Annotated in this window: 23 protein-coding genes; 7 read left to right on the forward strand and 16 right to left on the reverse strand. The window is 66.3% G+C overall.

Features of this window, described 5'->3' with window-relative positions; translation table 11 throughout:
• The first annotated feature begins 2 nt into the window (after positions 1-2).
• Both pufM and pufC read left to right on the forward strand, forming a co-directional pair.
• A complete protein-coding gene (gene pufM / locus EG799_RS09135; protein WP_123880501.1) occupies positions 3-1,010 on the forward strand; it encodes a photosynthetic reaction center subunit M in 1,008 nt (335 codons plus the stop codon).
• Positions 1,007-2,125: a photosynthetic reaction center cytochrome PufC gene (pufC, locus tag EG799_RS09140; protein ID WP_123880503.1), complete on the forward strand. Its 1,119-nt coding sequence runs from the start codon at positions 1,007-1,009 to the stop codon at positions 2,123-2,125. Before pufM ends, pufC begins: the two co-directional genes overlap by 4 nt.
• A gap of 45 nt (positions 2,126-2,170) precedes the next feature.
• On the opposite strand, the gene EG799_RS09145 is transcribed toward pufC, so the two are convergent.
• Genes EG799_RS09145 through bchF form a run of 16 tightly spaced genes read right to left on the reverse strand, consistent with a single transcriptional unit; the run spans position 2,171 to position 20,596 of the window.
• A complete protein-coding gene (locus tag EG799_RS09145) occupies positions 2,171-3,637 on the reverse strand; it encodes an MFS transporter (protein ID WP_123880505.1) in 1,467 nt (488 codons plus the stop codon).
• A 48-nt stretch (positions 3,638-3,685) separates the two neighbouring features.
• Entirely contained in the window at positions 3,686-4,153 is a 468-nt protein-coding gene (locus EG799_RS09150) for a phosphate-starvation-inducible PsiE family protein (RefSeq protein ID WP_234029094.1), read from the reverse strand.
• Positions 4,150-5,370, reverse strand: coding sequence for a 5-aminolevulinate synthase (gene hemA / locus EG799_RS09155; RefSeq protein WP_123880507.1), 1,221 nt, complete (start codon positions 5,368-5,370; stop codon positions 4,150-4,152). Before hemA ends, EG799_RS09150 begins: the two co-directional genes overlap by 4 nt.
• Before the next feature lie 17 nt (positions 5,371-5,387).
• The gene (gene puhE, locus EG799_RS09160) at positions 5,388-7,127 is read right to left on the reverse strand and encodes a putative photosynthetic complex assembly protein PuhE (protein ID WP_123880509.1); all 1,740 of its coding nucleotides are present in this window, start codon (positions 7,125-7,127) and stop codon (positions 5,388-5,390) included.
• A 15-nt stretch (positions 7,128-7,142) separates the two neighbouring features.
• Positions 7,143-8,222, reverse strand: a complete 1,080-nt coding sequence (acsF, locus tag EG799_RS09165; protein WP_123880511.1) for a magnesium-protoporphyrin IX monomethyl ester (oxidative) cyclase — start codon at positions 8,220-8,222, stop codon at positions 7,143-7,145.
• A complete protein-coding gene (locus EG799_RS09170) occupies positions 8,219-8,500 on the reverse strand; it encodes a hypothetical protein (protein WP_123880513.1) in 282 nt (93 codons plus the stop codon). The genes acsF and EG799_RS09170 overlap by 4 nt, the downstream gene beginning before the upstream one ends.
• Entirely contained in the window at positions 8,497-9,006 is a 510-nt protein-coding gene (gene puhC, locus EG799_RS09175) for a photosynthetic complex assembly protein PuhC (RefSeq protein ID WP_123880515.1), read from the reverse strand. The genes EG799_RS09170 and puhC overlap by 4 nt, the downstream gene beginning before the upstream one ends.
• Positions 9,003-9,665 carry a photosynthetic complex putative assembly protein PuhB gene (gene puhB, locus EG799_RS09180; protein ID WP_123880517.1) on the reverse strand — a complete coding sequence of 221 codons (663 nt, stop codon included), beginning with the start codon at positions 9,663-9,665 and terminating at the stop codon, positions 9,003-9,005. The genes puhC and puhB overlap by 4 nt, the downstream gene beginning before the upstream one ends.
• The gene (gene puhA / locus EG799_RS09185) at positions 9,662-10,840 is read right to left on the reverse strand and encodes a photosynthetic reaction center subunit H (RefSeq protein WP_123880519.1); all 1,179 of its coding nucleotides are present in this window, start codon (positions 10,838-10,840) and stop codon (positions 9,662-9,664) included. The genes puhB and puhA overlap by 4 nt, the downstream gene beginning before the upstream one ends.
• Positions 10,841-10,853: 13 nt before the next feature.
• Positions 10,854-12,245 carry an MFS transporter gene (locus tag EG799_RS09190; protein WP_123880521.1) on the reverse strand — a complete coding sequence of 464 codons (1,392 nt, stop codon included), beginning with the start codon at positions 12,243-12,245 and terminating at the stop codon, positions 10,854-10,856.
• Entirely contained in the window at positions 12,242-12,943 is a 702-nt protein-coding gene (gene bchM / locus EG799_RS09195; protein WP_123880523.1) for a magnesium protoporphyrin IX methyltransferase, read from the reverse strand. The genes EG799_RS09190 and bchM overlap by 4 nt, the downstream gene beginning before the upstream one ends.
• Positions 12,944-12,954: 11 nt before the next feature.
• A complete protein-coding gene (bchL, locus tag EG799_RS09200) occupies positions 12,955-13,848 on the reverse strand; it encodes a ferredoxin:protochlorophyllide reductase (ATP-dependent) iron-sulfur ATP-binding protein (protein WP_123880525.1) in 894 nt (297 codons plus the stop codon).
• A complete protein-coding gene (locus EG799_RS09205; protein WP_123880526.1) occupies positions 13,845-17,369 on the reverse strand; it encodes a cobaltochelatase subunit CobN in 3,525 nt (1,174 codons plus the stop codon). The genes bchL and EG799_RS09205 overlap by 4 nt, the downstream gene beginning before the upstream one ends.
• Positions 17,359-18,891 (reverse strand): ferredoxin:protochlorophyllide reductase (ATP-dependent) subunit B, encoded by a 1,533-nt coding sequence (gene bchB, locus EG799_RS09210; RefSeq protein WP_123880527.1) that lies wholly within the window; start codon positions 18,889-18,891, stop codon positions 17,359-17,361. The genes EG799_RS09205 and bchB overlap by 11 nt, the downstream gene beginning before the upstream one ends.
• Positions 18,891-20,135, reverse strand: a complete 1,245-nt coding sequence (locus EG799_RS09215) for a ferredoxin:protochlorophyllide reductase (ATP-dependent) subunit N (RefSeq protein WP_234029095.1) — start codon at positions 20,133-20,135, stop codon at positions 18,891-18,893. Before EG799_RS09215 ends, bchB begins: the two co-directional genes overlap by 1 nt.
• Positions 20,132-20,596, reverse strand: coding sequence for a 2-vinyl bacteriochlorophyllide hydratase (bchF, locus tag EG799_RS09220; protein ID WP_234029096.1), 465 nt, complete (start codon positions 20,594-20,596; stop codon positions 20,132-20,134). The genes EG799_RS09215 and bchF overlap by 4 nt, the downstream gene beginning before the upstream one ends.
• A gap of 242 nt (positions 20,597-20,838) precedes the next feature.
• On the opposite strand from bchF, the gene EG799_RS09225 reads away from it, so the two are divergent.
• From EG799_RS09225 to EG799_RS09245, 5 genes are all read left to right on the forward strand, one after another.
• Positions 20,839-21,624: a cobalamin B12-binding domain-containing protein gene (locus tag EG799_RS09225; protein ID WP_123880530.1), complete on the forward strand. Its 786-nt coding sequence runs from the start codon at positions 20,839-20,841 to the stop codon at positions 21,622-21,624.
• A gap of 4 nt (positions 21,625-21,628) precedes the next feature.
• Positions 21,629-23,047, forward strand: a complete 1,419-nt coding sequence (locus tag EG799_RS09230) for a helix-turn-helix domain-containing protein (protein ID WP_123880531.1) — start codon at positions 21,629-21,631, stop codon at positions 23,045-23,047.
• A gap of 78 nt (positions 23,048-23,125) precedes the next feature.
• A complete protein-coding gene (chlG, locus tag EG799_RS09235; protein WP_123880532.1) occupies positions 23,126-24,040 on the forward strand; it encodes a chlorophyll synthase ChlG in 915 nt (304 codons plus the stop codon).
• Entirely contained in the window at positions 24,037-25,329 is a 1,293-nt protein-coding gene (locus EG799_RS09240; protein WP_123880533.1) for a BCD family MFS transporter, read from the forward strand. The genes chlG and EG799_RS09240 overlap by 4 nt, the downstream gene beginning before the upstream one ends.
• Positions 25,326-26,594 carry a geranylgeranyl diphosphate reductase gene (locus EG799_RS09245; protein ID WP_123880534.1) on the forward strand — a complete coding sequence of 423 codons (1,269 nt, stop codon included), beginning with the start codon at positions 25,326-25,328 and terminating at the stop codon, positions 26,592-26,594. Before EG799_RS09240 ends, EG799_RS09245 begins: the two co-directional genes overlap by 4 nt.
• The last annotated feature ends 3 nt before the right edge of the window (positions 26,595-26,597 follow it).

The raw sequence follows: 26,597 nt of genomic DNA on the forward strand, positions 1-26,597 counted from the left end.
CGATGGCTTTCCAATACTCCTACTACGAAAGTTTCTACAGCCAGCTGCAGGTTCGCGGACCCGTGGCGCGCGAGCCGCATCTCGAAGGCGATGACATCCCGCGCATAGAAAAGCATTTCTTCTCCTACTGGCTCGGCAAGCTCGGAGATCCGCAAGTCGGACCGTTCTATCTCGGCTGGTCGGGAATATTCTCCCTGCTGTTCGGCTTTGCCGCATTCGAGATCATCGGCCTCAATTTCGCCGCGGCCAATGGCTGGAACCCGATCCGCTTCCTGAAAGGCATCATCTGGGATTCGGTCAGTCCTCCATCTGCCGAAAACGGCCTGAAACTGTTTCCGCCGCTGCTCGATGGCGGCTGGTGGCTCATCGCCGGTTTCTGCCTGACCGTGTCGGTGTGCCTGTGGTGGGTGCGGCTCTATCGTCGATCGCGCGCGCTCGGCATGGGTGTGCATGTCGCGCTGGCATTCGGCTGCGCGATCTTCCTGTTCCTGTCGATCGGCATCATCCGGCCCGTCCTGATGGGTGATTTCAGCGAAGCGCCGCCTTTCGGGATCATACCGCACCTCAACTGGACCGCGACCGTCTCGGTCGTTTACGGCAACTGGTACTACAACCCATTCCACATGCTCTCCATCGTCTTCCTGTATGGCTCGACCATGCTGTTCGCGATGCACGGCGGCACGATCCTGGCGACTGCCCGCTATGGTGCGGAGCGCGAGGGACGCGAAATCGTCGATCGCGGCACGGCGGCGGAACGCAGCGCGCTGTTCTGGCGCTGGACGATGGGCTTCAACGCCACCTTCGAGAGTATTCACCGGTGGGCCTGGTGGTTCGCGGTGCTGACGGTCATCACCGGCGGCATCGGCGTGCTGCTCACCGGCACGGTGGTCGACAACTGGTATCTGTGGGGAATGAAGCATGGCCTCGTGCCGGCCTACCAGTATCCCTACGACGCGACGCCCGTTCCCGTCGATCCCGTCCTGACGTCCATTCCAGCGGAGCAAGGATGATGCGCTACGGTTCGGTCCTGTTCGCCCTTGCTCTGGCGGTTCTCGCCTTCGCCGTCCTCGTCCCGCCGTGGACGGTGCCGACCAATGTGGCCACGACGCAGACCGGCCCGGATTCCTCGGCAATGGGTCTCTATCTCGATGAGACCGCCGAGAACAATCCCCCGCGTCAGCCGGAAATACTACCTGCCAGCATGACGTCAGGTGGCGGGGCGGCTTCGGGTTACAGCAACCTGCACGTTCTGGGCGGTCTGTCGCGCGACGAGTTCGACCGCACGATGGTCGCGCTCACCGCGTGGGTCGCCCCGGAGGAGGGCTGCGGATACTGCCACGGCGGACAGACCGAGAATTACGCGGCGGACTATCCACGCAAAGAGGTCGCGCGGCAGATGCTGCAAATGACGCGCGCCGTGAATTCCGGGTGGACGAACCACGTCGGCTCTCGCGGCGTCACCTGCTTCACCTGCCACCAGGACGAGAACGTGCCGGAGTATCTCTGGCATCGCCAGCCCGAGCCGGAGCCGCCACTGGGCGGACTGGCCGGCAAGCCCGCCCCGTGGGACACGCGCGCCCGGACCATTCGCGGTTTCTTCCCGGAAGGCCCTTACGAGAAATACCTGCTCGAAGGGCAGCCAGCGCGCTACGTCCAGGCGAACACCGCCCTGGTGTCGGGGGACGAACCGGTCCAGCACAATCTCGAAGACGGGGAAGACGTCTATATCATGATGATGCAGATGTCGCAGGCTTTGGGCGTCAATTGTACCTTCTGCCATCAGAGCCGGTATGCGGCAGACTGGTCGCAAAGCCCTCCGAACCGTTTGATGGGGTATTCCGGCATCAAGATGACGCTGGCGCTGAATCAGCAGGTGTTCGATCGCCTGACGCCCCTTGTCTCGAGCGATCTTCTGGGGCCGCTGGGCGATGCTGCAAAGATCAATTGCGGCAGCTGCCACAATGGGCGGCGGGAACCGGCGGGTGGCATGAACGATGTCTATTATCCGGCCCTTGTCGGAGACGGCGTGCCGGCACCGGCCAATTCGGTGGCCAGATACAATCCGCATATTCCCATACTCGCACGCCATCCCCGTGTCGGACCGCGGCAGGTGGCTCGCGACTGACGGCGTTGAACTGCCGCTCCCGCCGCCAGGGCCGGCGTGTGCTGGCTATTGGCGGTGATCGGGGAAGATATCCGGGGACTGGATCGCCACTGCATCCTCCTCCTCCAGCCAGGTATCGACTTGTGGCACGGGCAGGCGCCGGAAGGCCGCGCGAAACAGCACGGTGCACACGATCGTGCCGATCACGCCGACGGCCAGAGCGATCGCCATGCTCAATGCGACCGCATGATCCGTAAGCGGTTCGGGGGCCGCAAGCGTTGCGGCGTACTGGCGCAGGATCGGACCCATGAGGAAATCGCCGACCGAACGGACGAGCTCGATAAAAGCGAAGACGCGGGGCAGCAGGGAGGAGCGCAGCGAGAAAGCCGCGAGAAACAACGCCGGGCTCACCGTAGCGCCTGCGCCGAATCCCAGCAAAGTGAGCGCTAGGCTGAGCCACGGCCACGGGGAGGAAGAGGCCAGGGCGATGAGCATTATTCCCGAACCGATCATCATGACCAGACCGACCAGGATCAGCACCGGAAGGTATCGGGACCGGAAAAGTCGGGCCAGGATCAGTGCGGCAAGCGCTGCACCCAGCAGCAGGGGCGAGAAGGTGAGACCGGTTTTGAGCGGTGTGAACTGCCAAAGCTGCATCGTCCGGCCGACGCTCAGCTCGAGAAGCGAGAGAAACACACCGCCGGCGAAAGCGGCGATAAGCGTACCTATGATCGGCAAGGTGTGGATGGTCTTGTGGATGGGTACGAGCGGCGTCTGCCGCCTTTCTTCATAGAGAAAGATTCCTGCAAAGCACGCGAGGCCGATTCCGAGAGGAACCAGGAACCACGCCGATCCGAAGCTTCGTCCCGCCAGCAGAGCCACGGCGGAAAACGGCAGGACCGTTCCCAGGAATGCCAGGACAAGCGCGCCGTAATCGCGCGGTAGTTCCGGATTGGGAGGATCGTTGTCGCGAAGTACCACGCGACTGAAACCGGCAACCGAAAGCGCGATGGCGGCCAGCGCGAGATGAAACCCGCGCCATCCCGGGCCTGCCGCGACCAGCCCACCTACCATCGGACCGGCAGCGATCGCGCCGAACAGACCGAGGCTGATGAAACCGGCGCTGATCGTGACCTTTTCCGAAAATCCAGTGATCACGGGAGGGAGAGAGACGACGAGCAGCATGCCAGTGGTCAAACCTGCGAGAACGTGGCCTGCGACGTAGGCCACCGGACCCTGCGCGATGGCGGCGCATAGCCACCCCGCGCACGTCGCCAGCGCCAGCAGGGGCAGGAGACGTCTGCGCGGGTGGCGTTGCACGAGGTCGCCTGCAAACAGCGCACCGAACGCATATCCGGCCGTGGAAAGCGATCCTGCCCAGCCCAGCGCCGCGCGGCTCGCTTCAAGATCGTGTTGGATCTGGCCCTCGAGCAACGACCCCGCGCTGCTGACCAGCAAGTAGGGAATGAGGGCGAAAAGGGCGATGGCAAGCGTGGCCGGGTAGCTGCCGCGCAGACTGTCAGTAGAAACCATGGTCCTTGAACGATTTCGACGCGCGATGGTTCGCGCAAGCCCTGTCGATCATTCTGAATGCAGGATACCCGAACGCCTGAGCAGCAGCGCGGCCAGTGCCAGAAGAAGGATCGCCGAGGTTTCGAACACGATGTTTTCCGGGGCCATGTCCTTGCTTTGCAGGACGACCAGCCGGGCGAGGGCGGTGATGGCGATGAAGATCGGATAGATGAAGGTCGCTTGCCCTTCGTTGTAGAATACGGCCGTCATGGCGATCACTTCGGCGAACAGGAACATGAGCAGTATGTCGGCCAGCACCACGACGCCCGTATGGGTCATCTGGACGATCAGCTGATAGGCCGCGAGGATAGTCATCAGCGCGACGAGCGCCAGGAACGCCCGCTGGACCACCCGCAATCCGCCCAGCACGTAGCGAGTGCTCCTGCTCCCGTCCGAATTCGCCTGACTCGTCGGAGGCATGACCTCGTCCGCCCCGTTGGCCGGGTTCGTCCCGCCAGCGGGGCGGCGCTCCGTCATGCCGCGACCGAAACCCGGGACAGCGCGCACTGGCTCCACAGTTCGCTCAGCGCATCGACCAGCGCATCGATATGGGCATGGGTGTGATAGGGGGAGGGGGTGAAGCGCAACCGCTCGGTGCCGCGTGGAACGGTGGGGTAATTGATGGGCTGCACGTAGATGCCGTGATGGTCGAGCAGCCAGTCCGACAGGCGCCGGCATTTTTCCGCATCGCCGATCATCACCGGAACGATGTGGCTCTCGTTCGCCATGTGCGGAATGCCCGCCAGATCGAGCTTGCGGCGAAGATAGGCGACCTGGGCGCGCTGCGACAGACGCTCTTCGTTGCTGTGCTTGAGATAGCGGATACTCGCGGTCGCCCCCGCAGCCAGCACGGGCGGAAGTGCGGTCGTGAAGATGAAGCCGCTGGCGAAACTGCGGATGAAGTCGACCAGGCTCGCCGATGCCGCGATGTAGCCGCCCATCACGCCGACTGCCTTGCCCAGGGTGCCTTCTATGACCGTCACCCGGTCCATGAGGCCGCGCTCCTCGGCAACCCCGCCTCCGCGCGGACCGTAGAGACCGACCGCGTGAACCTCGTCGAGATAGGTCATGGCCCCATGGCGCTCGGCGACCTCGCAGATTTCCGCGATGGGGGCGATATCGCCATCCATCGAATAGACGCTTTCGAAGGCCACGATCCTGGGGCGTGCGGGGTCAAGCGCGGAGAGGTGTCGGTCCAGATCCTCGGGATCGTTGTGTTGCCAGATCACCTTTTCTGCGCGCGAATGACGCACGCCCTCGATCATCGAGGCATGGTTCATCGCATCGGACAGGATCACCGACCCCGGCAATCGCGCGCCAAGCGTGGAAAGCGTCGCCCAGTTGGAAACGTAGCCCGAACTGAACAGCAACGCAGCTTCCTTGCCGTGCCAGTCGGCGAGTTCGCGCTCGAGCTCGATGTGCGCGTGCGTCGTCCCGGAAATGTTGCGTGTGCCGCCCGCGCCCGCGCCGTAGCGAGCCAGCGCGGCCTGCATGGCCTCCAGCACGACCGGGTTCTGCCCCTGTCCGAGATAGTCGTTCGAACACCAGACGGTGACGTCGCGCGCCATCTCTCCTCCGCGATGAACGGCATGCGGGAAATTGCCGGCCTCTCTCTCCAGATCGGCGAAATAGCGATAGTTTCCGGCCTCCCGCAGTTCGTTGAGTTGCGCGTCGAAGAGCGTGTCGAAATCCATAGCGTTTTCTCCCGAATTCATGCCGTCGCCACCAGGCGCAATCCCGCTGCCGGTTCGGCGAAGGCCGTGGCCAGCCCCTCGCGATCGAGATCGCTGCCGATGAGCATTACCCGGGCGGTATCCTCGTCGCGCGGGATATGCGCGGTGACCGAAGCCCGGCCGCCGGCGATGTCGAACTTGAGCCAGCCGTCTCCGTCGCGTGCGATACCCTTGGCGCGCGCGATCCGTCCGAACTCGCCGTCCACGAGCCGCGCCAGGAGTGATCGCAACTGCGCCGAGGAGAGAGACCCGTCTAGCGCGAGGCTCGCGCTTTCGAAGCCGAGCGCATCGGGTCCGTGGTGATGGTGTCCCGCCCGATCGTCGCTGTCACTGCCGTGAACGTGCGGTTCGGGTCGATCCCCGAGTACCGGAACGACAGTCCGTTCGTGGCCGATGGGCTGGGCGTGACGCGCAAGCACCGTCTCCGCCCGTGGATTGAGCGAGGCGAGCGTATCGAGCACGGTCGCCAGCTCCTCGCCATCGACCAGATCGGTCTTGTTGACGATGAACACCGGTGCCAGTCGCGCCTGCACGGCGAAGTAGTCATGCAGCCGCGCATAGTCTGCGACGAAGGCGGCGGCATCGATCACGGTCCACAGCCGTGTCTCGCGCAGATGAGGCTTGATTTCCGGGGTTTCCAGAACGCCAAGCAGGGCGCCCACGTCGGCGACACCCGATGGCTCGATCAAAACGCGGTCGGGCTGCATGTCGGCAAGGACGGTGCGCAACCTGTCGGTGACATCACCGCGCAGCGAACAGCAGATGCAGCCATTGGGCAGTTCCACCACTTCGGCATCTCCGCCCGATACGAGCCCGGCATCGATCCCCAGTTCGCCGAAATCGTTGACCAGCACCACGGTCTTTTCCGCCGGGTCGGCTTCGGCAAGCAGGCGCTGGAGGAATGTCGTCTTGCCCGCCCCAAGGAAGCCGACGACGATTTCCGCCACGAAGGGGCGGATCTCTCCGCGGGACTTCAGGCCGGCGGACCACAAGGCGGCGGTCGGCATGGGCAGCACCAGCATCCAGTGCTCCAGGATCGCGAGCGCCATCATCGCGGTCAGAAAGCTGTAACCCGCCTGCTCGAAAGCGCTCGCCCCGTCGGCGAAGGCGGCCTGCGCGACCACGACGGTAATGACGGTCGAGATGGTAATGGAAAACGGGAACAGCAGGTTCATCGCCCGCTTGTTGAGGAAGCCCTTGAGGAAGGTCAGGTGTTCGGGAAGAAATTCCTCGTTGAGGTTGCGCACGCCCAGAAACACGTTGAGCTTGGCGGATTGGTGCATCCACCACAAGATCATGAAGGTCCAGGTGCCGAACTGGTTGGGCTGCCCCCAGGTCAGCGCCACCACCGCCACGGCCGACGCGATGATCGCCAGTTCATGCCAAAGGCTCGTCTGGATGGCGTGGCCGAAGTGCTTCCACCCGCCGCATCCTTCGGGGCAGGCGGCTTTCCGCGGACCCGTGACGATGCCCATGTAGAAGCTCACCTCCTGCCAGCCCCAGGCGAGCAGGCCGGCGACGAACGCGAGATAGGCTCCGGTCAGCGAGGTATCGGACGCGGTCTCGTGCAGGCCCCACAGGCTCGCAGCCATCACCAGCGTCGCCCCGGCGAAGCTGTACTTGAAGGTCCACGGCCTGAGCCCGTCGAGATAGATGATGAGGACCGTAGAGGCCCACCACAGGACGAGCGCGGCGACGAGAGCGATGGCGATGGTCATGGTCGAGGCATCTCCTTACCAGGCCGGTTGCAGGCGGCTGGCGGCCGGGGGCGTGTTGGCGAGCGGGCGCGCGAAATACAGCGCGGCGAATTGCGCGGCGGCGCGAGCGGCCAGCAACAGGATCTTCGCCCTCGCCAGACCGCCTGCAGCCTTCGCCGCGTCGATAGCCTCGCTCCTCAGCCGCAGCTTTTCGAGCCGGGTCCAGAATCGGTCGTCGCCAAGATCGGGAAGCGAGGGGAAGACCTGCTTCGACACTTCGTTGGTAATCGCGAATACCTTATGGGCGTATTCCTTCGGCCCGATCCCGATGGCATCGAAGAAAGCCGGCCGCTTGTGGTCGCGAATGTACATCGTCGCATAGACGGCGATCTGGAAGAAACGCATCCAGCGCGCATTCAAGCCGCTCGTCAGCTTGGGATCGGCGCGCATCAGCAAGGCGAATGCCTCACCATGCCGGAATTCGTCGCTGCACCACTGCTCGAACCAGTTGAAGATCGGGTGGAAGCAGCGTTCGGGGTGGCGTTGCAGATGGCGGTAGATGGTGATGTAGCGCGCATAGCCGATCTTTTCGGACAGGTAGGTCGCGTAGAAGATGAATTTCGGCTGGAAGAAGGTGTACTGTTTCTCCCGCGTCAGAAAGCCCAGGTTGATGCCGAGGCCGTAATCCTTGAGCGCATCGTTTATGAAGCCCGCATGGCGGCTTTCGTCGCGGGCCATGTAGCGGAACAGCGCGCAGATATCGGGATTGGAGCCGCGTCGTTTCATCTCGGCATAAAGGACGCAGCCGGAAAACTCCGCGGTGAGGGAGCTGACGAGGAAGTCGACCAGTTCCTCGGCCAGCTTCGCCGGCAGTTCGTCCAGCGGCTGCGCGTTCCAGTCGGCGATCCCGTTCTCGCGCTTGAAGTGCCGCTTGTTGCCGTCCTCGGCCAGCTCGTCGATCAGCGCATCCCATTCGCCGCGCACCGCCTCCACACTCATCGCGTCGAGAGCGTCGAAATCGGTGGTGTAGAAGCGCGGATTGAGCAGCGTGTTGACCTGCGCCATGCGCGTGGTGTGATTGCTATCGGCAGGATCCGGGGCAGATTGACGGGTCATGCGTTCCTTCCCTCGAAGCCGACTTCGTAAAGCTCGTGCAATTCCCACTGCCGCACGCGCCTCGCCCAGAAGGCGCGCAGGGGTCCGGCGCGGCGCACGGTGGCATCGCGGCGCTCGGTCAGGCTTTCGCCAAAGGGCACGGTGATGGGCGGTCCGTGGACGAGTACGCGATCACCGGGCGCAAGGGCCACATCGCCATCGAGCGTGACATGGGCGCCGAGTGCATCGAAGTGGTTTTCCACCTGGACCGTGCAACCGATGGTGAAGCTCCGGCTCACTGTTCCGGCTCCTTCAGCAGGGCATCGAAGGAATGGCCGTTTTCAGGACCGAAGGCGGCGAGACGGAATATCTGGCCGGTTTCGGGATCGAGCAGGACGCGCTGGCCGTCCTGCGAGACGTCGAGCGCGATGGGCCTGTCGGCGGGGATCGCGCGCCGGGCGCGCATCGTCAGGATACCGCGCACGATCAGGCGCGGGAACAGTTCTTCGCCCTTTCCGGCCAGTTCTATGCGTTCGCCCCCTTCGGTGGTGGCGACGAGGGCGGGGACCGGATCGTCACCGATCCTGCCGGCGCCCGTCACCGTGAACAAGGCTGTCTCCCGCACGGCGAGCGGGCCTTCGCGGGTTTCCCCGATCCCCGTCAGCCGCGAACCGGCGATAAGCGCCAGCGACAGCAGGAGGAAACCGGCGACGAGGATCACGACTTCGCGCGGCACCATGATCTGGTCGTGATCGTGTGGAGCCGGTTCGGCCTCCTGCGGCAGGGGCGGAAACTGCGCGTTCATGCCTGTGCCTCCGCCAGTTCGCGCAGCGGTTCACGCTCTGGGGTCGCAACATGGGGGGCGATTGCGCGCGGCGCCGTGTTGAAGGCCACCAGGGCCTCTCCGATCGCCTCGCACGCGGCTGGCGCATCGGGCAGGGAACGCAGGCTCGGACGCGGAGGCATGAAATGGAAGGCGCGCGCATGGGGCCACAGATTGAGATAGTTGAGGCCGCCCGTGTCCTTGACCGTGAAGGCGATGTCGCCCAGCCCGATTTTCGAGCGCGGTCGGATGCTGGCATCGGTGATTGCCGATAGCGGGATTGAGATCGTCCGGTCGAGCGCGACGCCGATGTGGAGGATCACCCGCCGGTTGGTAAGCGTGTAGCAGGCCGTGCGCGCCATCATCGCGCCGAGCAGCCAGAGGATACCGAGACCGATCAGGCCCAGAGGGATCGCCAGCAGCCCCAGCGCGAGCGCCGGTCCCATCGGCCAGCCGCCATCGCGCATCATGGCCGTCGCCAGCGCGACCAGGAGCACGAGATAGACCGCCACCAGCCGAAACCGGAACACCACGGGGCCGAGCGCGCGGGCCGACGGGGCACCCTGCCACAGGATGCGCTCGCCCGCGGGCAGCGGCCGATCGAGCCCGGCACGCCGTTCGGCTTCGCTCAGTCCGTTCACAGCAGCGGCTCCGCGCGCTGCGGCGTGGCGAAGCGCAGCCCCCCGCCGTAATAGGCGCGCACCAGTTGCTCCTCGAGGGCCGTTATCATGGTATCGGACTTGCGGCCCGGAACGTTGGCAAGCTGCGCACCGGTCAGCGCGGCAGTGCGCACCCGTCGGTTGCGGGTATCGATCGCGACGAATTCCATCGGCACGAGGATGCGACCCGAGGGTGGCGGAGTAAGCCGCTCTTCGCGGTATTCGTCGCCACCCTTGGATTCGCTCGGATCGTGCCCTTCGCGGATCGCTTCCTGAACACCGGCCTGATTGCCTTCGCCCGAGCCCGCCGGATCGACAGATCCGTCGTCGTTCCGGTCATCGTCGCGCATTTCGTCATCGTCGAGGACGTGGTCGGCCGGGTTGCGGCTGCCGTTGTCCGTTCCGGCGTAAAGGACGTCGACCTCGACCGTCTCGACCACGGCCGTGGGCGTCTCGATGTGTTCGCGCGTCACCACCGCGGCGACCGGTTCGCGGCCCTGGCGGTCCTCGTCGTCGGCCCGGATGTACCGCGGATCGTCCACCGTGCGCTGCGAAGCGATATCGCTGGCCAGTTGCACTTCGAGAAAGCGCCCGTGATGTTCGGAGCGATCGAACCAGATATCGACAACCTCGCCCGCTACCGTGTGATCCAGCCCGACAAGCGGCAGCCCCCGGGGGTCCATGTCGAGCCTGGCCACGCGGAAGTCGTTGCCCCACCGCATCGGCCGGATGACCGGCTTGCCGTCGAAGCTCAGATCCGGTTCGTCGATGCGTTCCTGCCACGCTCCCGCACCGACCCCGGCCAGCAGAGGGTCGCCGGCGGGCACGAACGGTCCGCCGATGCCGCCGACGAACTCGCCCGAAATCTGCCGCGGCGAATCGTTTCGGGGTACGTAGACGTCGGGACGACCGTGCGGCTGGATGAAGCGCTTGGGCGGCGGGACGGCCGGGAACCCCTCTATGGAAACACGCGGACGCTCCCGGTCGCGGGGATTGGCGACAAGCGGATACCCCTCGCGCTTGTCCTCCCGCCGGAGGTAATAGACGAGGCAGAGGAAGAACACGAAGAACAGGATGACGAGCAGCAACGGCAGATCGAATCCGCTGAAATACCCCCCGGCCGTGAATGCGCCACGTGCTTCCAAACCCTGTGTCATATCCGCCTCCAGATCATGCGGGAAACTCCTGAATCGCCAGGCGCGCCGGCCCTCGCCGTACCCGCGAAGCCAGCGGGCCGAGCGCCACGAGTGCGGCGAACAGCAACGCTATCTCGACATGGTAGACAAAGCCGTATGTGGCATCGAGGCGACCGCCGAGGTCGAAAGCGGCATCGGCCGCATCGCGAATTGCGCCGCCGAAGCCGACCGCGAGGCCGACCGCCAGTGCCTGGGCCGCACCCCAGACGCCCATGGCAAAACCGAACCGCTCGGTTTCGGCGAGGGCAGTGGCCGCCGCCAGCAGGGAAACGCTGGCGATACCTCCGCCCAGGCCGATCCCCGCCACGCCGGCGATGAACATCGCGACGCTGGCGAAAGGACCGGCGAAGATAACCAGGCTGAAGGCCGGTATGCCGATCAGCACGCCGCGCGCGGCCAGCAGACAGGAATCGGTTCCGCGGCTCATGCCGCGCGCGGCCAGGGCGAAACCGCCGAGCGTTCCCAGCGCCCAGATCGCGGTCAGCGAAGTCGTCGCCCCGACGGTCAGTCCGAGCACTTCGCCGCCATAGGGTTCGAGCAGCACGTCCTGCATGTTGAAGCCGGCCGTCACGAGCATGACGGCCACCAGCAGGCGCCGTGCCCGTCCGCCGCGATCGAAGCCGCGCCATGCCTCGCGCAGGGAAAGGCGCGGTTCGTCCGCCGCGATCGCTCCCCGGCGTTCCTGCTTCCACAAGGCGACCACGTTGAGCGCGAATGCGAGAATGGCGGTGTAGCCAACGGTCGCGAACAGCGCGCCGTAGGAAAACTGGTGCAACGTCGCGCCGAAGATCAGCGAGCCGGACGCCATCGCCAACAGCAGCACGACATAGAGCAGGGCGACGACCCGGGGGCGCTGCTCCTGCGGGGCGAGATCGCACGCAAGTGCCAGTCCGGCGGTCTGCGTGACATGCGTGCCCATGCCGATGAGGAAGAAGCTGACGAGCACGCCGGCCCGCCCGGCGAGTGCCTGCGCGCCGTCCCCGGTCAGCAGCGTGATCGACATGGGTGTCAGGGCAAGACCGCCGAACAGGGTCAGGCTGCCGAACCAGATATAAGGCACTCTTCGCCAGCCCAGGACCGAGCGATGCTGATCGGATTTGAGGCCGAAGACTGCCCGCAGCGGGGCCAGCAGCAGCGGTAGCGCGATGAACAGCGCAACCTGCCAGGCAGGAACGCCGATCTCCACGATCATCACGCGATTCAGCGTGCCGTTGAGCAGTACCAGCCCCAGCCCGACGCTCACCTGCACCAGTGCGAGGCGCGCCAGCCGTCCGGCGGGCAGGCCTCGCGCGGCATCCGCGAAGGGCAGCAGGTCCAGCGGCGCCTTGCGCCAGAGCCGGAGGGCAAGGGGCAACTCCGCGCTCATTGGCGGGTCAGTTCCATGGCCTGACTGGTGTAGAAGCCGCTCTTGATCCGCTCACTGAAACTCAGCGTCCATCCGGACAACACGCCATCGGAAGCGATCGTCTGTTCGAGGCGGGCGGGCGCGATCGGAGAGAGCGCGGGGGAGCGGTTGCCGCGCGGGAACAGCTGGCCGACCGAGTGCATCGCCGTCAGCAGCGGCGTGCCGGGCGCGATGGTGAAGAGAATGGACCTTTCGGTTCGCTCGGCCAGTCCGGCGAGCGCGCCGACGATGTCGCGCCTGTCGTAATGGATAAGCGAATCCATCAGCACCACGTGATCGAACCGGCCGAGGGCGGGATCGAGCATGTCGCCACTCGAAAAGGCAATCCGCTCCGGTCCCAGCTCGCTTGTCGCCCGGCGCCGGGCGATGGCGACCATCCGGCCCGATACGTCGACGCCGGTTACGTCGGCTCCGCGGCGGGCCGCCTCGATCGACAATGCTCCCGTTCCGCATCCGGCGTCGAGAAGCCGGGTGCCGACGAGGTCCGCCGGCAGACGCGAGAGCAGCAGATCGCGCATCCTGTCGCGGCCCGCGCGTACGGTGGCGCGGATGCGGCCGACCGGCGCATCGGAGGTAAGCGCTTCCCAGGCATCGGCCGCGGTGCGGTCGAAATAGGTGGTCAGGCTTTCCCTGCGGGCTTCATATGTTGCGGTTTGCATCGGCCTTTCCCTCAATCGAAGCCAAGGAAGTCGAACAGGTCGCGGTCGCGCATGGGCTGCGGCTCGACAATGTCGACCCCGGCCACGAGCTGTTCTGCCAGGCGCAGATATTCCTGCTGCACGGCAAGAATTTCCGGCTCGTCGTCCATCTCGAAGATCGTGCGCTTCTTCAGTCGGCTGCGACGGATTGCATCGAGATCGGGGAAATGCGCCAGCCGGGTCAGTCCGGTCGCGGCGTTGAACCGGTCTATCTCGTCGGTGCCGGCGGAACGGTTGGCGATGACCCCCGCGAGCCGGACATCGTAGTTCTTCGCCTTCGCGCGGATGGCGGCGACGATGCGGTTCATCGCGAAGATGCTGTCGAAATCGTTGGCGGTAACGATCATGGCCCGGTCGGCATGTTGCAGGGGCGCCGCGAAACCGCCGCACACGACATCGCCCAGCACGTCGAAGATGACGATGTCGGTATCCTCGAGCAGGTGATGCTCCTTCAGCAGCTTGACGGTCTGCCCGACGACGTATCCGCCACAGCCCGTGCCTGCCGGCGGTCCGCCCGCTTCCACGCACATGACGCCGTTATACCCTTCGAACACGTAGTCCTCGGGCCGCAATTCCTCGGAGTGGAAATTCACCTCTTCCAGCACGTCGATGATGGTGGGGCACAGCTGCTTGGTGAGGGTGAAGGTGCTGTCGTGCTTGGGGTCGCAGCCGATCTGCAGCACGCGCTTGCCCAGTTTGCTGAAGGCGACCGAAAGGTTGGAACTGGTTGTCGACTTGCCGATGCCGCCCTTGCCGTAGATCGCGAAGACCTGCGCGCTGTCGATATGCAGATCGGGATCGAGCTGCACCTGGACCGAGCCTTCGCCGTCCTCGGGTGCGTGCCTGTCGAGTATGTCGAGGGTCATGCGGCGATGCCTTCCATCCGGTCGTTGAGTTCGTCGCCCGCCGCTTCGAGCGCGGCGAGAGTTTCGGCGCTGGGCGTCCAGAACTGGCGATCACTCGCCTCGAGCAGGCGGTTCGCCATGCGGGCCGAAGCGGTCGGGTTGAGCGCCGAGAGACGCTGGCGCATGTCCTCGTCGAGGACGAACGTCTCGCTGAGCTGGCGATACACCCACTCGTCCACCTGGCCGGTGGTGGCCGACCAGCCGAACGTATTGGTTATCGAGGCCTCGATGTGGATCACCCCTTCGCGACCATGTTCGAGCATCGGCTCGTACCAGCCGGGGTTGAGCGCGCGTGTGCGCGTCTCGAGCGCCACCTGTTCGGCCATTGAGCGCACCTTGGCGCCGCGGCCGGTACGGTCCCCGACATAGGCTGGCACGGTGGCCTCGCGGCTACGCGATGCAGCCTGCGCCATCCCGCCCAGGCTGTCGAAGTAATGGTCGATGGTGGTGACGCCCAGTTCGGCGGATTCCAAGTTCTGGTAGGTGCAGGCGACATCGGCCAGCAGGCTCGCGAGTAATTCGCTCTGGCCGCGCGCCTTTCCGTCGCGACCATAGGCGAAGCCCTTGCGCGTGCAGAACGCCTGCCCCAGCTCGTCCCCGCCTTCCCACAGGCCGTTCTCGACCATGTGGTTGACGTTCGCGCCGTAGGCGCCCTCGGCATTCGAGAAAACCCGCAGCGCCGCCTCTTCCGGGTCCGCCCCGGCGGCGATCCGCGCCAGCGTATGCTTGCGGACGAAATTCTGATCGAGGGGCTCTTCCACTTGCGAGGCAAGCCAGGCGGCCTCGGCGATGAGACGGGTCTGCAGGGGCAGCAAATCGCGGAAAATACCCGATAGCGTTACCACCGCATCCACGCGTGGACGGCCCAGTTCCGCGAGGGGAATGAGTTGGGCACCCGCCAGCCGACCGAAGCCGTCGAAGCGTGCCTTCGCGCCCATCAGGCTCAACACCTGTGCGACCGGCACGCCGCCCGACTTGAGCGTATCGGTACCCCACAGGACCATGCCGATGCTTTCCGGCAGCGTGCCGGTATCTTCGAGCGACCGCGCGAGCAGCAGTTCGGCCTGCGCCGCTCCCTCCGCACTGGCGTGGGCTGCGGGCAGGCGGAAGGGGTCGAAGCCGTGAATGTTGCGGCCCGTGGGCAGCATGGCGGGATCGCTCAGCACGTCGCCGCCGGCGACGGGGGGGACGTATCCACCGTCCAGTGCGGCGAGGATATTGTCGAGTTCCGGGTTGGCGATGAGGGCGGTTGCCATCTTCTGCACCGGCGCGCCGTTGGCCTCGGCCATGATCGCAGCGAGATCCTCGGCAGCCTCGCGCGCCATCGGCCGGCCGACGACGTGCAGGCCATGCGGCACCAGCGTCGCTTCCATCTCCTCGATGAGCGCGGCGAGCCTGGCCACTTCGGCGTTTGCGTCGGTCCATCGCGGCGCGGGATCGCACAGGTCGAGTGCGGCACCCTGCGCCTGCAGCGTGGCGGCAAGCGCCTCGCTCGGATCGTCGTACCAGCGCGCGAGCGTCGTCTTCGCGTCGCGCCAGTCATTGTAGAGGCCGGCCTCGCCCAGCGGCGGGGTCATGTGGCTCAGCGTTACCGCCGCGCTTCGACGCTTGGCGATGCTGGCTTCGGACGGGTTGTTGCCGGCATAAAGGTAATAATGCGGCAGGTCGCCGATCAGCCTTTCCGGCCAGCAATCGCCCGTCAGTCCGGCCTGCTTGCCCGGCATGAATTCGAGCGCCCCGTGCGTGCCGAAATGCAGCAGTTCGTGCGCCGCGAAGTCTTCCGCGATGTAGCGGTAATGCGCCGCGAAGGCGTGGGTCGGCGCAAAGCTGCCCTCGAACAGCAGCCGCATCGGATCGCCTTCGTACCCCATGCTCGGCTGCACTGCGACGAGCACGTTGCCCAGCCGCGCGCCCAGCAGGAGAATGGCGTTCCCGTCGGACTGTTCGCGGCCGGGGGCCGGCCCCCACTGCGCCTCGATCTCGTCGAGATGGCGTTCGCGGGCGATGTGATCTGCGGCCGGGATGCGGGCGAAGACGTTGGCCGGGGTGCCGAACTGCACGGAGTTGCCGCCGAGTATGGCGTCCTCCAGCGCGGCGGGGTCGGCGGGCAGATCGACCTCGTAGCCTTGCCGCTCGAGACCGGCGAGCACGTTCCACAGGGATTCGAACACCGACAGGAACGCCGCGGTGCCGACCGCCCCGGCATTCGGCGGATAGGAGAACACCGTGATCGCCAGCCGCCGTTCGGACCGCGGGGTGCGGCGCAGCGCGATCATCCTGGCGACCCGGCGGGCGAGCATCCCGGCACGCTCCGCGTCGGCTTCCATCCGCCCGCCCTCGCCCCCGCGGCCCCCGACAAGGACCGGTGCGATCGCCCCGTCGAGTTCGGGCAGGGCCAGCCCCATGATCGTTTCGACCGGGGTCATTCCGCGGGCGGAATCGCGCCATTCGGGAAGCGTCTGGAACTCGCTCACCTGCGCTGCAAAGTAGGGAACGTCGAGCCGCTTCAACAAATCGACTGCGGCGTCGCTGTCATTGTAGGCAGGGCCGCCGACAAGCGAGAAGCCCGTAAGGGAGACGACCGCATCCACACTTGCGGCCCCGCCCGCATCGCAGAAGAACCGCTCGATCGCAGGCCTGGCGTCGAGCCCGGCGGCGAAGGCGGGCACCACGTCAAGGCCCTCGGCCTCCATCGCCGCGATCACGCCGTCGTAATGTCCGGCATCGCCCGACAGGACGTAGGAGCGCATCAGCAGCAGCCCGACGCGCCCCTTCGCTGCCCGCGTCGTCGGGAGTTCGCCCGCCTGCGTGCCTATCGCCCCCGTCATCCCCGGGTGATACAGGCCGGTTTCCGGGTATTCGACCGGCAGGGGCGGCTCGGAAAGGTCGCACTCGCCGTAGCGCGAGGCGAGATGGCGGATCAGGCCTTCCATGTTGGCCGTCGATCCGGCCAGCAGATAGCCGAGCGTCAACAGGTAGGCTCGCAAATCCTGCGCCGTGCCGGGGATCAGCTTCAGGATGCGCGGCAGTCGGCGCAGCATTCGCATCTGCCGTTCGCCCGCGGTCGCGCTGTTGCCGGCGGCGGGCTTGCCTTTCAGCCGCTTGAGCCAGGCCATCGGTCCCCTGGATTCCCCCGGGGCGGCACTGAAGCGGCCGAGCCGCGTCAGCTCCACGACCGGGCCCGCCGAAAGGCAGCCGACCATGGCCGCGCAGGCAGGCCGCCGGGCGGCAAGGGCGTCGATCACCGGCATGAAGTGCTCTTCCATGAAGAGCATGTGGGTGACGACGATATCGGCCCTGGCTATCGCCCGCCGGGCGGCCGCGGCGCGGTTTTCACCGTCGGCCCAGTGCGAGGCGACGAAAATGTCCAGGCGAAACCCGGGCAGGTCGGCGCGCACACGGTCCGCCGCCTGTTCGAGCGCGTGGCTGAGGTGCGCGTCCAGCGTCAGCACGACCATGCGAAGAGGTGCGCTACCGCCCATAATGCGCCTTTGCCTCGTAAAGCGTGTCGAGCGTGATCGTCGCCGATCCGCGCTCGGCGGCGAACGCCTCGGTATTGCGGCGGGCCTTGCCTCGCACGAAGAAGGGGATCTTCTTCAGTTCGGCCTCGGCCTGAAAGTCCCAGACCGGACCGCCCGTCGAGCTGGCGTCCTCGTTGGCCGCGACCGGGATCGTCGCGTGCACGCCAAGATGGGAGGCACCGGCTTCGTCGTGGAATTCCGCATCGCCGCGAAACATGGCGAGCAGGTGTTCCTCAAGACCCATGACGAGCGGGTGGACCCAGCTGTCCCACAGCACGTTGGCGCCCTCGAACCCCATCTGCGGCGCGCGGCGGGCCGGGTAGTCCTGCACATGCGCCGGGGCCGAGATGACCGCGCAACCGATGCCGAGCCGCTTGGCGATGTGGCGCTCCATCTGCGTGCCGAGCACGAGTTCCGGACAGGCCGCGGCAATCGCGGCCTCGACTTCCAGATGGTCGTCGCTGATCAGGGCTTCGAGACCGTAGCCATCCGCAGCCTTGCGAACGTCACGCGCGAACGTCCGGCTGTAGGTGCCGAGCCCCGCAAGCTCGAAGCCGAATTCCTCGGTCCCGACCCGCGCCGCGGCGATGGCGTGGGTGGCATCGCCGAATACGAAGACCCGTTTGCCCGTCAGATAGGTGCTGTCGACCGAGCGCGAATACCACGGCAGGCGGCAGTCGCGTCGTTCCAGCGCCATTGCGGGGGCCGGGTCCACCCCGGCGAGATCCGCGACCTCGCGAATGAAGTCGCGCGTGGCGCCTACGCCGATCGGCACGCCATGCGTGCGCGGCTGGCGATGGGTACGGGCGAGCCAGTCGGCGGCGGTCCCGGCGATTTCGGGATAGAGGACGACGTTGAAACCCGCCTCGCCGAGCCGGGTGAGATCGGCGGGCGATGCGTCATCGGGGGCGACGACATTGATCGCGATCCCCATTGCCCCAAGCAGCGCGCGAACCTCCGCGATATCGTCGCGATGGCGAAAGCCGAGCGCGCATGGTCCGAGGATGTTGCAGCTGGCCCTCTGCCGCTGCTCCGCCGGGACGGGGCGGTGGAGGCCGCGCACCAGACGGTAGAAGGTTTCCGCGGCGCCCCAGTCCTCTTTCTTCTGATAGGCCGGCAGGTCGAGGGGAACGACCGGCACGCCCAGGCCGAGCGACCTGGCGAGCCCGCCCGGATCGTCCTGCAGCAGTTCGGCCGTACAGCTGGCCGCCACCAGCAGCACTTGCGGAGCGAAGCGTTCCCCCGCCTCGCGAGCGGAGGTCTTGAGCAGGTCGGCCGTATCGCTGCCCAGATCGGCGGCGCGGAAGGTGGTGTAGGTGACGGGCGGGCGCCGGTCCCGCCGTTCGATCATCGTGAACAGCAGGTCGGCATAGGTATCGCCCTGCGGGGCGTGCAGGACCATGTGCGTATCGCGCATGGCGGTGACGATCCGCATCGCGCCGACATGGGGCGGCCCCTCGTAGGTCCAGGTCGCCAGCTCCATCAGACCGCCAGCCTGTCGCGCCGGGCCAGTGGCCGGGCGAAAAGTTCAGCCAGGTCGCCCGCCTGCTCGAACCCCTGGATGGGCGAGAAGACGAGTTCGATCGCCCATTTGGTCGAAAGCCCCTCCGCCTCCAGCGGATTGGCCAGGCCCAGTCCGCAGACGGTGAGGTCGGGCCGGGCGGCGCGTACGCGGTCCAGCTGCCGGTTGACATCGTTGCCCTCGTGAATGGGCAGGCCATCGAGCCGCTGCAATTCCGGACCGAGTATCCGGCGGTCGCAATACGGCGTACCGATCTCCACGATCTGCGCGTTCAGTTCCTCTTTCAGGAAGCGAGCCAGCGATGGCTCCAGCTGCGAATCGGGGAAGAAGGCGACGCGCTGACCGCCGATGCGTGTCCGTTGCCGGGCAAGCGCCTTGTGCGCCCGCGCGCGGGGCAGTTCGATCGCCCCGTCCACCACCTCTGAAGCGATGCCGAAGGCCCTTGCGGCGGCCCTGATCCAGGCAGTCGTCCCTTCCGCGCCGAGCGGGAAGGGGGCGGGAATGTGCCGCGCCCCGCGCCGCTCCAGCGCGGTGAGCGTGTCCGAAAGAAAGGGTTGCGCCAGCAGGACGCGCGTGTTCGCGCCAACGGGCGTTTCGAGCGCTGCGCGGCGGCTCGGCAGAAAGCGTGCCGGGATGCCGAGCTGGTCGAACAGCCGGGCGAACTGGTCCTCGACCACATCCGCCAGCGCGCCGACGACGAGCAGGTCGGGCGATGCTCCGGCGAGTGGCGCCGGGAGTTCGGGCACGAGGCTCGCGAGGCACGCGTCCTCGCCTTGCGTGAAAGTCGTCTCGATCCCGCTTCCCGACCAGGACAGCACGCGCGTACGCCCGGCATGGGCGCGCGACAGGCGCTCCGCCGCCTTGGCGAGATCGAGCTTGATCACCTCGGACGGGCACGATCCGACGAGAAACAGCAGGCGGATGTCGGGCCGGCGCTCGATCAGACGGGCGACCACCCGGTCGATCTCTTCCTGGGCGTCGGCCATGCCAGCAAGGTCGCGCTCTTCGAGGATGGCGGTGGCAAAGCGCGGCTCCGCGAAGATCATCACGCCCGCCGCGGACTGGATCAGATGCGCGCAGGTGCGCGAGCCGACGACGAGGAAGAACGCGTCCTCGATCTTGCGGTGCAGCCAGACAATGCCGGTCAGGCCGCAGAACACAGCGCGCTGACCGGGGTCGCGGATGACGGGGGAGGGGGCGGTCACGCAGGCACCGCCCGGGACGCGGATTGCCTGCGCGCCGTGCGGAACTTCACGAGGAATTGCCCGGCGTTGACGAGGTAGGAGGCATAAGCCGCAAGCGCGAGCAGCATCAGGGCGTCACGCCCCAGCCAGCCGTTAGTCAATGCCAGCAGATAGGCGGTGTGCAGCGCCAGCACGACCATGCTGACAATGTCTTCCCAGAAGAACGCCGGCGCGAACAGCCAGCGCCCGAAGACCGCCTTCTCCCAGAACGAACCCGTGAGCATGATCGCGTAGAGCAACCCCGTCTTGAGGACGATCGACCCTGTCGCCAAGGCGTATCCCTGCCCGGTGGCGAGGTAGAACAACACCAGAGCGAGACTGACCGCGAAGGCCAGAAACTGAAGCGGCGCCAGAATCCCCTGTACCAGCGTCCAGCCCGACTGATTCCGGCGCTGTCGTTCGGCTGGCGAGTACAGCTGCACGAATGCGGCCTCCTGTCTGAATCGAGGCGGCAACATGCTACCGCGTCGAAACAATGTCAAATCAAATGGACGCCCAAAAAGTTTGACAGATCGCGTGTTGGCGATATTGTTTGACTCAACTGCGCAAGAGGTATCCATTCATCGGGAGCGGTCGGATGGCGTCACAGCCCGAAAGTCTTCACGCGGTTCGGCGATCGGCTCCCGCCGGCGTCGGCAACGCGCCCGCAATCGGGAGGGGTGACATGGCAGCTTTCGAACCCGCCGTCTCGATGGCCCCGCGCCTTCGCGCCATGGACGAGCCGCAGGGCGATTGCTGGCCCGAACTGGTGGACGCGCTCCGCGACGCGATCCTCGCCTCGCCGCATGACGAAACGGCGCATGCCGATATCGTGCGCAAGACTGCCTGTATCTGTTCGGATCCGACGCGCCTTGCAGAAAACCTGCTGGCTGGCACGGCCCGCCTGCTCGGCGAAATGTGGCTCGAGGACGATGTCGATTTCGTTGCCGTCACGCTTGCCACGCACCTGCTGACGAACCTGCTCATGCGATTGGAAGAAGCGCCCGAGACGTTCGGTTTCGCGGCCGGCCCGCGCGCGGCCGGGATCGAGCGCGGCACTGTCGCGCTGATGGTCGCCCCGGGCGAACAGCACGGGTTCGGCCTCTGCCTGCTTGCCTATCGTCTGCGGTACGTGGGCTGGCAGGTTCATGTAGCCGAGGGCGAGCGCGATCTTGTGGAGCACGCCTTCGACCGCAGGCCGCTGGCCATCGGCATTTCGGCCGGCCATGCCGAGGCCATCGACCGGATCGCGTCGGTGGTGCGGCTATTGCGCCAGCGCTGCAGCCCGCGCGTGCTCAACATCGCGGTGGGCGGTCCGGCTTTCTCCACACCCGACTGCTCCCGCGCGGTTGTCGCCTGCGATCTCGTGGCTACGACGGCGGACGATATGCTGACATGGCTCGACAAACTCGGTGTGGAAACGCCTTCCTCGCCCCGCCTTTGCACAGGCGACCGACTGCGCCCCGTCTGAGGCGATGGCGAAATTGCGCGACTTTCAGTCCCCCATCGAACTGCTCGGGCGCGAAAGTGCGGACTTTTTCGGGCGTTTGCTGGCGATGGTTTCGGATGTCGCCCTGGTTTGCGACTCGCGGACCGGTGCGATCCTGGATTTTGCCAACGGCAACCCCGATCTGGCCCGCGTTCTCTCGCAGATGGACGGGAACGACGCGGGGCGGCCGATCTATGAACTCGTAACCCGCGAATCGCAGGGCAAGGTTCGCGACCTCATGCTCGGCAACGCTTCCGAGAAGTGGCGACAGATCAATTTCGCCGTCGAGGACGGGCCTGACATCCCGGTCGCCTTCCGGTCGCTCTGCCTGCAGGACAACCTCGTCCTTCTGGCCGGCCGGGAGGATGCCCAGCTGGTCAAGGCGCAACGCCGCTTCGCCGACGCCCAGCGCAAGCTCGAACTGACCTTCTCGCGGCTGCGCGACGCCGACAAGCGCTACAAGTCGCTGCTCAACCTGCTCGACATCGCCGTGCTGACGGTCGAAGGGCCGATGAACCGGATCGAGGAACTGTCGGACGAGGCGGCGGGCATACTGGGCGGCGATGCGCGCAAGCTGCAAGGCCGGCCGCTGCTCGATTTCGTGGCCGACGCCGATCAGGACGAGTTCGGAACCGGACTGGAGAAAATTCGCGGCGGCGGGCGGGCCGTGGAAGCGCGCATCACGTTGAAGAACGGCGCGAGTTCGCTCGTCCGGGCTTCGCCGTTCCAGTCCGGGCCGGGCTGGCACATTCTCGTCCATTTCCTGACCCAGGGTGCGGTCCACCGCACGCGCGAGCAGGACAAGTTCGCTTTCGATCTTCTGGCCAAGCTGCCCTACGGCGCCGTTTTCACTGACCGAGATCTCGTCATTCAGCGATCGAACGAGGCGCTGGCCTCGCTGGTCGGACTCGGCACGCCATCGGCGCTGGTCGGCCACGTGCTCGACGAGATACTGGGAACGCGCGGCCTCGATACGGCGATCATGGCCGCGGAACTGCGCGATCACGGGTCGTTTCACAATTTCCTCAGCGCGCTCGCCTCGCGTTCAGGCGACCCGATCGAGGTCGACGTCGACGGGGCATGCACCATGCTGGAGGATGACGAGCGCTTCTGCTTCCTCATCCGGCCGCGCCGCCCGATGACGGCGGACGGCGACGGGCGCGGCGGACCCGGGCCACCCGATCTGGACGTTCAGGACCGCGTCGGCAGGATGCCGCTGAAGGCGATAGTGCGGCAGACGACCGACGCGATCGAGAAGACCGCGATCGAGCGCGCCCTCGACCTTACCGGCAACAACCGGGCCGCGGCGGCAGAGATGCTGGGGGTGAGTCGTCAGAACCTCTATGACAAGATAGAAAGATACGGTGTCGGTAACACCCCCGATAAACAAAACCGATCCACCTAACTCTTGTTGTCCAGTTTTCGTTACGCTCCAACTGTCAATTTTTGTTGACGACTGTATCGGGGTGCGTAGGATTGCCGGATGGTCAGTGCGCGACTTCCCGCGATTGCCGCCCCACCGCGATTTTCCGCCGTGCTGGAACTCGTCAAGCCCGTTACCTGGTTCGCCCCGGTATGGGCGCTGGCTTGCGGAAGCGTCGCCGGATGGCAGCCTGGGCAACCCTACCCGTGGGCGTTCGTCCTTGGCGGACTGGTGCTCGCCGGGCCGCTGGTGTGCGGCGGCACGCAGGCGGCGAACGACTGGTACGACCGGTATGTCGATGCGATCAACGAACCGGCCCGACCGATCCCTTCCGGCCGGGTGCCCGGCCGCTGGGGGCTGGGGGTCGCGACGGCGTTGTCGCTGGTCGCTCTCACCTTTGCCGGCCTGCTCGGCGGCGGAGTGCTGCTCGCAACGGCCGCCGGCCTTGCTCTCGGCTGGGCCTACAGCGCGCCTCCGCTGCGCCTCAAGCGGGAGGGATGGACGGGGGCTGCCGCAACCGGGCTGGCCTACGAAGGACTTGCCTGGCTGACCGGAGCGATGATTGCCGGTGGAACCGGCGCTCTTGCCGAGCCGCTGATGGTTCCGTTCGCGCTGTTCTATTCGTTCGGAGCGCTCGGCATCATGGTCCTCAACGACTTCAAGGCGGTCGAGGGCGACCTGTCGACCGGTGTGCGATCGCTGCCCGCGCGCTATGGTGAGGCGAAGGCCGCGCGAATAGCCTGCCTGGTCATGATCGCGCCGCAGGTTGCGGTATCCGCTTCCCTTTTCTGGTTCGCTCAGCCGATGGCCGGTGCCGCGATTGCCGCGCTCATGGCCGGACAGCTTCTTGCCATGCGCCGGCTGCTGCGCGATCCGCGCGCGCATGCTCCGTGGTACAATGCGGTCGGGGTGCTGATGTATGTCGCCGGCATGATGATCGCCGCCGTGGCGGTGCACCACGGAATGTCCGCATGACCGGGTCGCGGGACGATGCGCTGCTTGGCTGGATCGGCGTCATGCGGGTGGGTGCGATCCAGGCATCGCTCGGCGCCATCGTCGTGCTGACGACTTCCCTGCTCAACCGGATCATGGTGGTGGAACTGGCACTGGCCGCGAGTGTGCCGGGCGCGCTCGTGGCCTTTCACTACGTGCTGCAGGTTCTTCGGCCGCGCTGGGGCCACGCTTCCGACAGGCTGGAGCGGCGCACTCCCTTCATCGCCGGGGGCATGACCGTGCTGGCCGGGGGCGGCATCGTCGCGACGCTGGGCACTGCGCTGCTGGACGGGGACTATCTCACCGGAATGCTGGTGGTGACAGGCGGCTTCGGCCTGATCGGTATCGGTGTCGGCATGGCCGGAACGGCGCTGCTGACGATGCTTGCCGAGCATGTCGAGGACGCCCGGCGCGGACCTGCCGCGGCGATCGTATGGTCGACCATGATTGCCGGGTTCGTCGTGACCACCATCATCGTGAGCGTGATGATCGACCCGTTCACGATGGGCGCGCTGGTCAAGGCCGGTTGCTCGGTTTCCCTCGGCGCCCTGACGCTCGCCCTGCTGGCGCTGATCGGGCTGGAGCCCGAGCGCAGGCTGCGGCGCGAACGCGACAGGCGGCCCTTCGCACTGTCCTTCGCCGCGGTCTGGGCGCAGCGCGAGGCGCGCCGGTTCACCTACTTCATCTTCGCGTCCATGCTCGCTTACAGCATGCAGGATCTGATCCTGGAACCGTTCGCGGGCCGGGTCTTTGCGTTGTCTCCTTCGCAGACGACGGCGCTGACCTCGATCCAGAACGGCGCAACGCTCGCCGGAATGGCGCTGGCTGCGATTGCCGCGCGGCAGTTCGGCGGAAGCGTAAAGGCCTTGCGCGGACTTACGCAGGCCGGTTGCGCGATTTCGGGACTGTCGCTGGCGATCCTTGCGTTATGCGGAACCGAAGGTCTACTGGCGCTGCTGCGGCCCGCGCTGCTTCTCCTCGGCCTTGGCAATGGCGTGTTCGCCGCAAGCGCGATCGCACTGATGATGGCTCTCGCCACGCGGGGGGAGGAAGCCGGAACACGCATGGGCGTATGGGGCGCCGCCCAGGCCCTGGCATTCGGTGCCGGCGGGCTTGCCGGCACGGTGCTCTACGATATCGCCGCCCGCCTTACCGCATCGAGCACAGGCGGTTACGTGTCGGTTTTCGCGCTGGAAGCGCTGCTGTTCGTCGCAGCACCCGCATGGCTGGCACGCGGCGAGCATTTCATGGCGAGGGAGGCGACGGCATGACAGACACTAGCGCTGCACCGCAATTCGATGTCGTAGTGGTTGGCGGCGGACCGTCCGGAGCGACCGCGGCCCATACCCTGGCGCAGGCCGGCATCGCGGTCATGCTCCTTGATCGCGCGGATTGCATCAAGCCGTGCGGCGGTGCGATACCCCCGCGCGCAATCGACGACTTCGCCATTCCCGAAAGCCAGCTATGCGCCCGCATTCTCGCCGCTCGGGCCGTCGCGCCATCGGGCCGCGCGGTGACGATGGACATCAGCGACAGCCTGCCAGACGGTTACGTCGGCATGGTCGACCGGGCACGGTTCGACCCGTGGCTCAGACGCCGCGCCGCCGCCGTCGGCGCAGAACTCAGGGAAGGGCGTTTCAGGACGCTCCAGCGACTGCCTGACGGTGGCTACCGGCTGGAATATCAACCGCGCGACGGCAACCGGGTGGCGGTGGTCCGCGCGCGCATCGTCATTGGCGCCGACGGTGCCAATTCGCAGGTCGCGCGGCAGGCGCTGCCCGGGCAGAAGGGGCGACACGTGTTCGCCTATCACGAGATCGTGGCCCGCCCCGCGGCGCCCTCTCCGGCCCTTGCGGAAACCTGCTGCGACGTCATCTATCGCGGCGATCTTTCGCCCGATTTCTACAGCTGGATATTTCCGCACGGCGACACCATCAGCATCGGCACGGGCACCGCGCGCAAGGGGTTCGCCCTGCGCGAGGCGGTCGCGCAGTTGCGACGCGAACTGTCTCTGACCGGCAGCGACGGCGTGCGAACCGTTCGCCGCGAGGGCGCGCCGATTCCAATGAAGCCCCTCAAACGGTGGGAGGACGGCCACGGCGTGCTTCTGGTCGGCGATGCGGCCGGCGTCGTCGCACCGGCATCCGGCGAGGGCATCTATTACGCCATGCGCTGCGGCGAGCTGGGCGCTCAGGCGGCGGCGCGGGCCGTGGCCAGCGGCGAGTTGCGGCATCTCGCCGAGGTGCGCAGGGCTTTCCTCGCCGAGCATGGCAAGGTCTTTCGCGCGCTCGGACTGTTGCAGGCCTGCTGGTACCGGACCGATTGGCTGCGGGAGCGGTTCGTCGCGCTGTGCCGCGACCGCGACGTCCAGCGGCTGACATGGATCGCCTATACCGAAAAGCGCATGATGAAGGCGCAGCACGGTGCGCATCTTCGCCTGATGGCGACCAATATCGCCAATCTCGCACCGGGCTGGCTGAGCGCGATCGTGTCGCGCCAGATGCGATCTTCCGGACCCATTTCCGCTCGTCGGTAATTG

Source organism: Aurantiacibacter spongiae (assembly GCF_003815535.1).
In the GTDB taxonomy this organism is placed as follows: Bacteria; Pseudomonadota; Alphaproteobacteria; order Sphingomonadales; family Sphingomonadaceae; genus Alteraurantiacibacter; species Alteraurantiacibacter spongiae.

Bases quoted from the DNA above. Each gene is read 5' to 3' on its own strand.
- pufM (WP_123880501.1), top strand. From the start codon at position 3: ATGGCTTTCCAATACTCCTACTACGAAAGTTTCTACAGCCAGCTGCAG.
- pufC (WP_123880503.1), top strand. From the start codon at position 1,007: ATGATGCGCTACGGTTCGGTCCTGTTCGCCCTTGCTCTGGCGGTTCTC.
- EG799_RS09145 (WP_123880505.1), bottom strand. From the start codon at position 3,637: ATGGTTTCTACTGACAGTCTGCGCGGCAGCTACCCGGCCACGCTTGCC.
- EG799_RS09150 (WP_234029094.1), bottom strand. From the start codon at position 4,153: ATGACGGAGCGCCGCCCCGCTGGCGGGACGAACCCGGCCAACGGGGCG.
- hemA (WP_123880507.1), bottom strand. From the start codon at position 5,370: ATGGATTTCGACACGCTCTTCGACGCGCAACTCAACGAACTGCGGGAG.
- puhE (WP_123880509.1), bottom strand. From the start codon at position 7,127: ATGACCATCGCCATCGCTCTCGTCGCCGCGCTCGTCCTGTGGTGGGCC.
- acsF (WP_123880511.1), bottom strand. From the start codon at position 8,222: ATGACCCGTCAATCTGCCCCGGATCCTGCCGATAGCAATCACACCACG.
- puhC (WP_123880515.1), bottom strand. From the start codon at position 9,006: ATGAACGCGCAGTTTCCGCCCCTGCCGCAGGAGGCCGAACCGGCTCCA.
- puhA (WP_123880519.1), bottom strand. From the start codon at position 10,840: ATGACACAGGGTTTGGAAGCACGTGGCGCATTCACGGCCGGGGGGTAT.
- EG799_RS09190 (WP_123880521.1), bottom strand. From the start codon at position 12,245: ATGAGCGCGGAGTTGCCCCTTGCCCTCCGGCTCTGGCGCAAGGCGCCG.
- bchM (WP_123880523.1), bottom strand. From the start codon at position 12,943: ATGCAAACCGCAACATATGAAGCCCGCAGGGAAAGCCTGACCACCTAT.
- bchL (WP_123880525.1), bottom strand. From the start codon at position 13,848: ATGACCCTCGACATACTCGACAGGCACGCACCCGAGGACGGCGAAGGC.
- EG799_RS09205 (WP_123880526.1), bottom strand. From the start codon at position 17,369: ATGGGCGGTAGCGCACCTCTTCGCATGGTCGTGCTGACGCTGGACGCG.
- bchB (WP_123880527.1), bottom strand. From the start codon at position 18,891: ATGGAGCTGGCGACCTGGACCTACGAGGGGCCGCCCCATGTCGGCGCG.
- EG799_RS09225 (WP_123880530.1), top strand. From the start codon at position 20,839: ATGGCAGCTTTCGAACCCGCCGTCTCGATGGCCCCGCGCCTTCGCGCC.
- EG799_RS09230 (WP_123880531.1), top strand. From the start codon at position 21,629: ATGGCGAAATTGCGCGACTTTCAGTCCCCCATCGAACTGCTCGGGCGC.
- chlG (WP_123880532.1), top strand. From the start codon at position 23,126: ATGGTCAGTGCGCGACTTCCCGCGATTGCCGCCCCACCGCGATTTTCC.
- EG799_RS09240 (WP_123880533.1), top strand. From the start codon at position 24,037: ATGACCGGGTCGCGGGACGATGCGCTGCTTGGCTGGATCGGCGTCATG.
- EG799_RS09245 (WP_123880534.1), top strand. From the start codon at position 25,326: ATGACAGACACTAGCGCTGCACCGCAATTCGATGTCGTAGTGGTTGGC.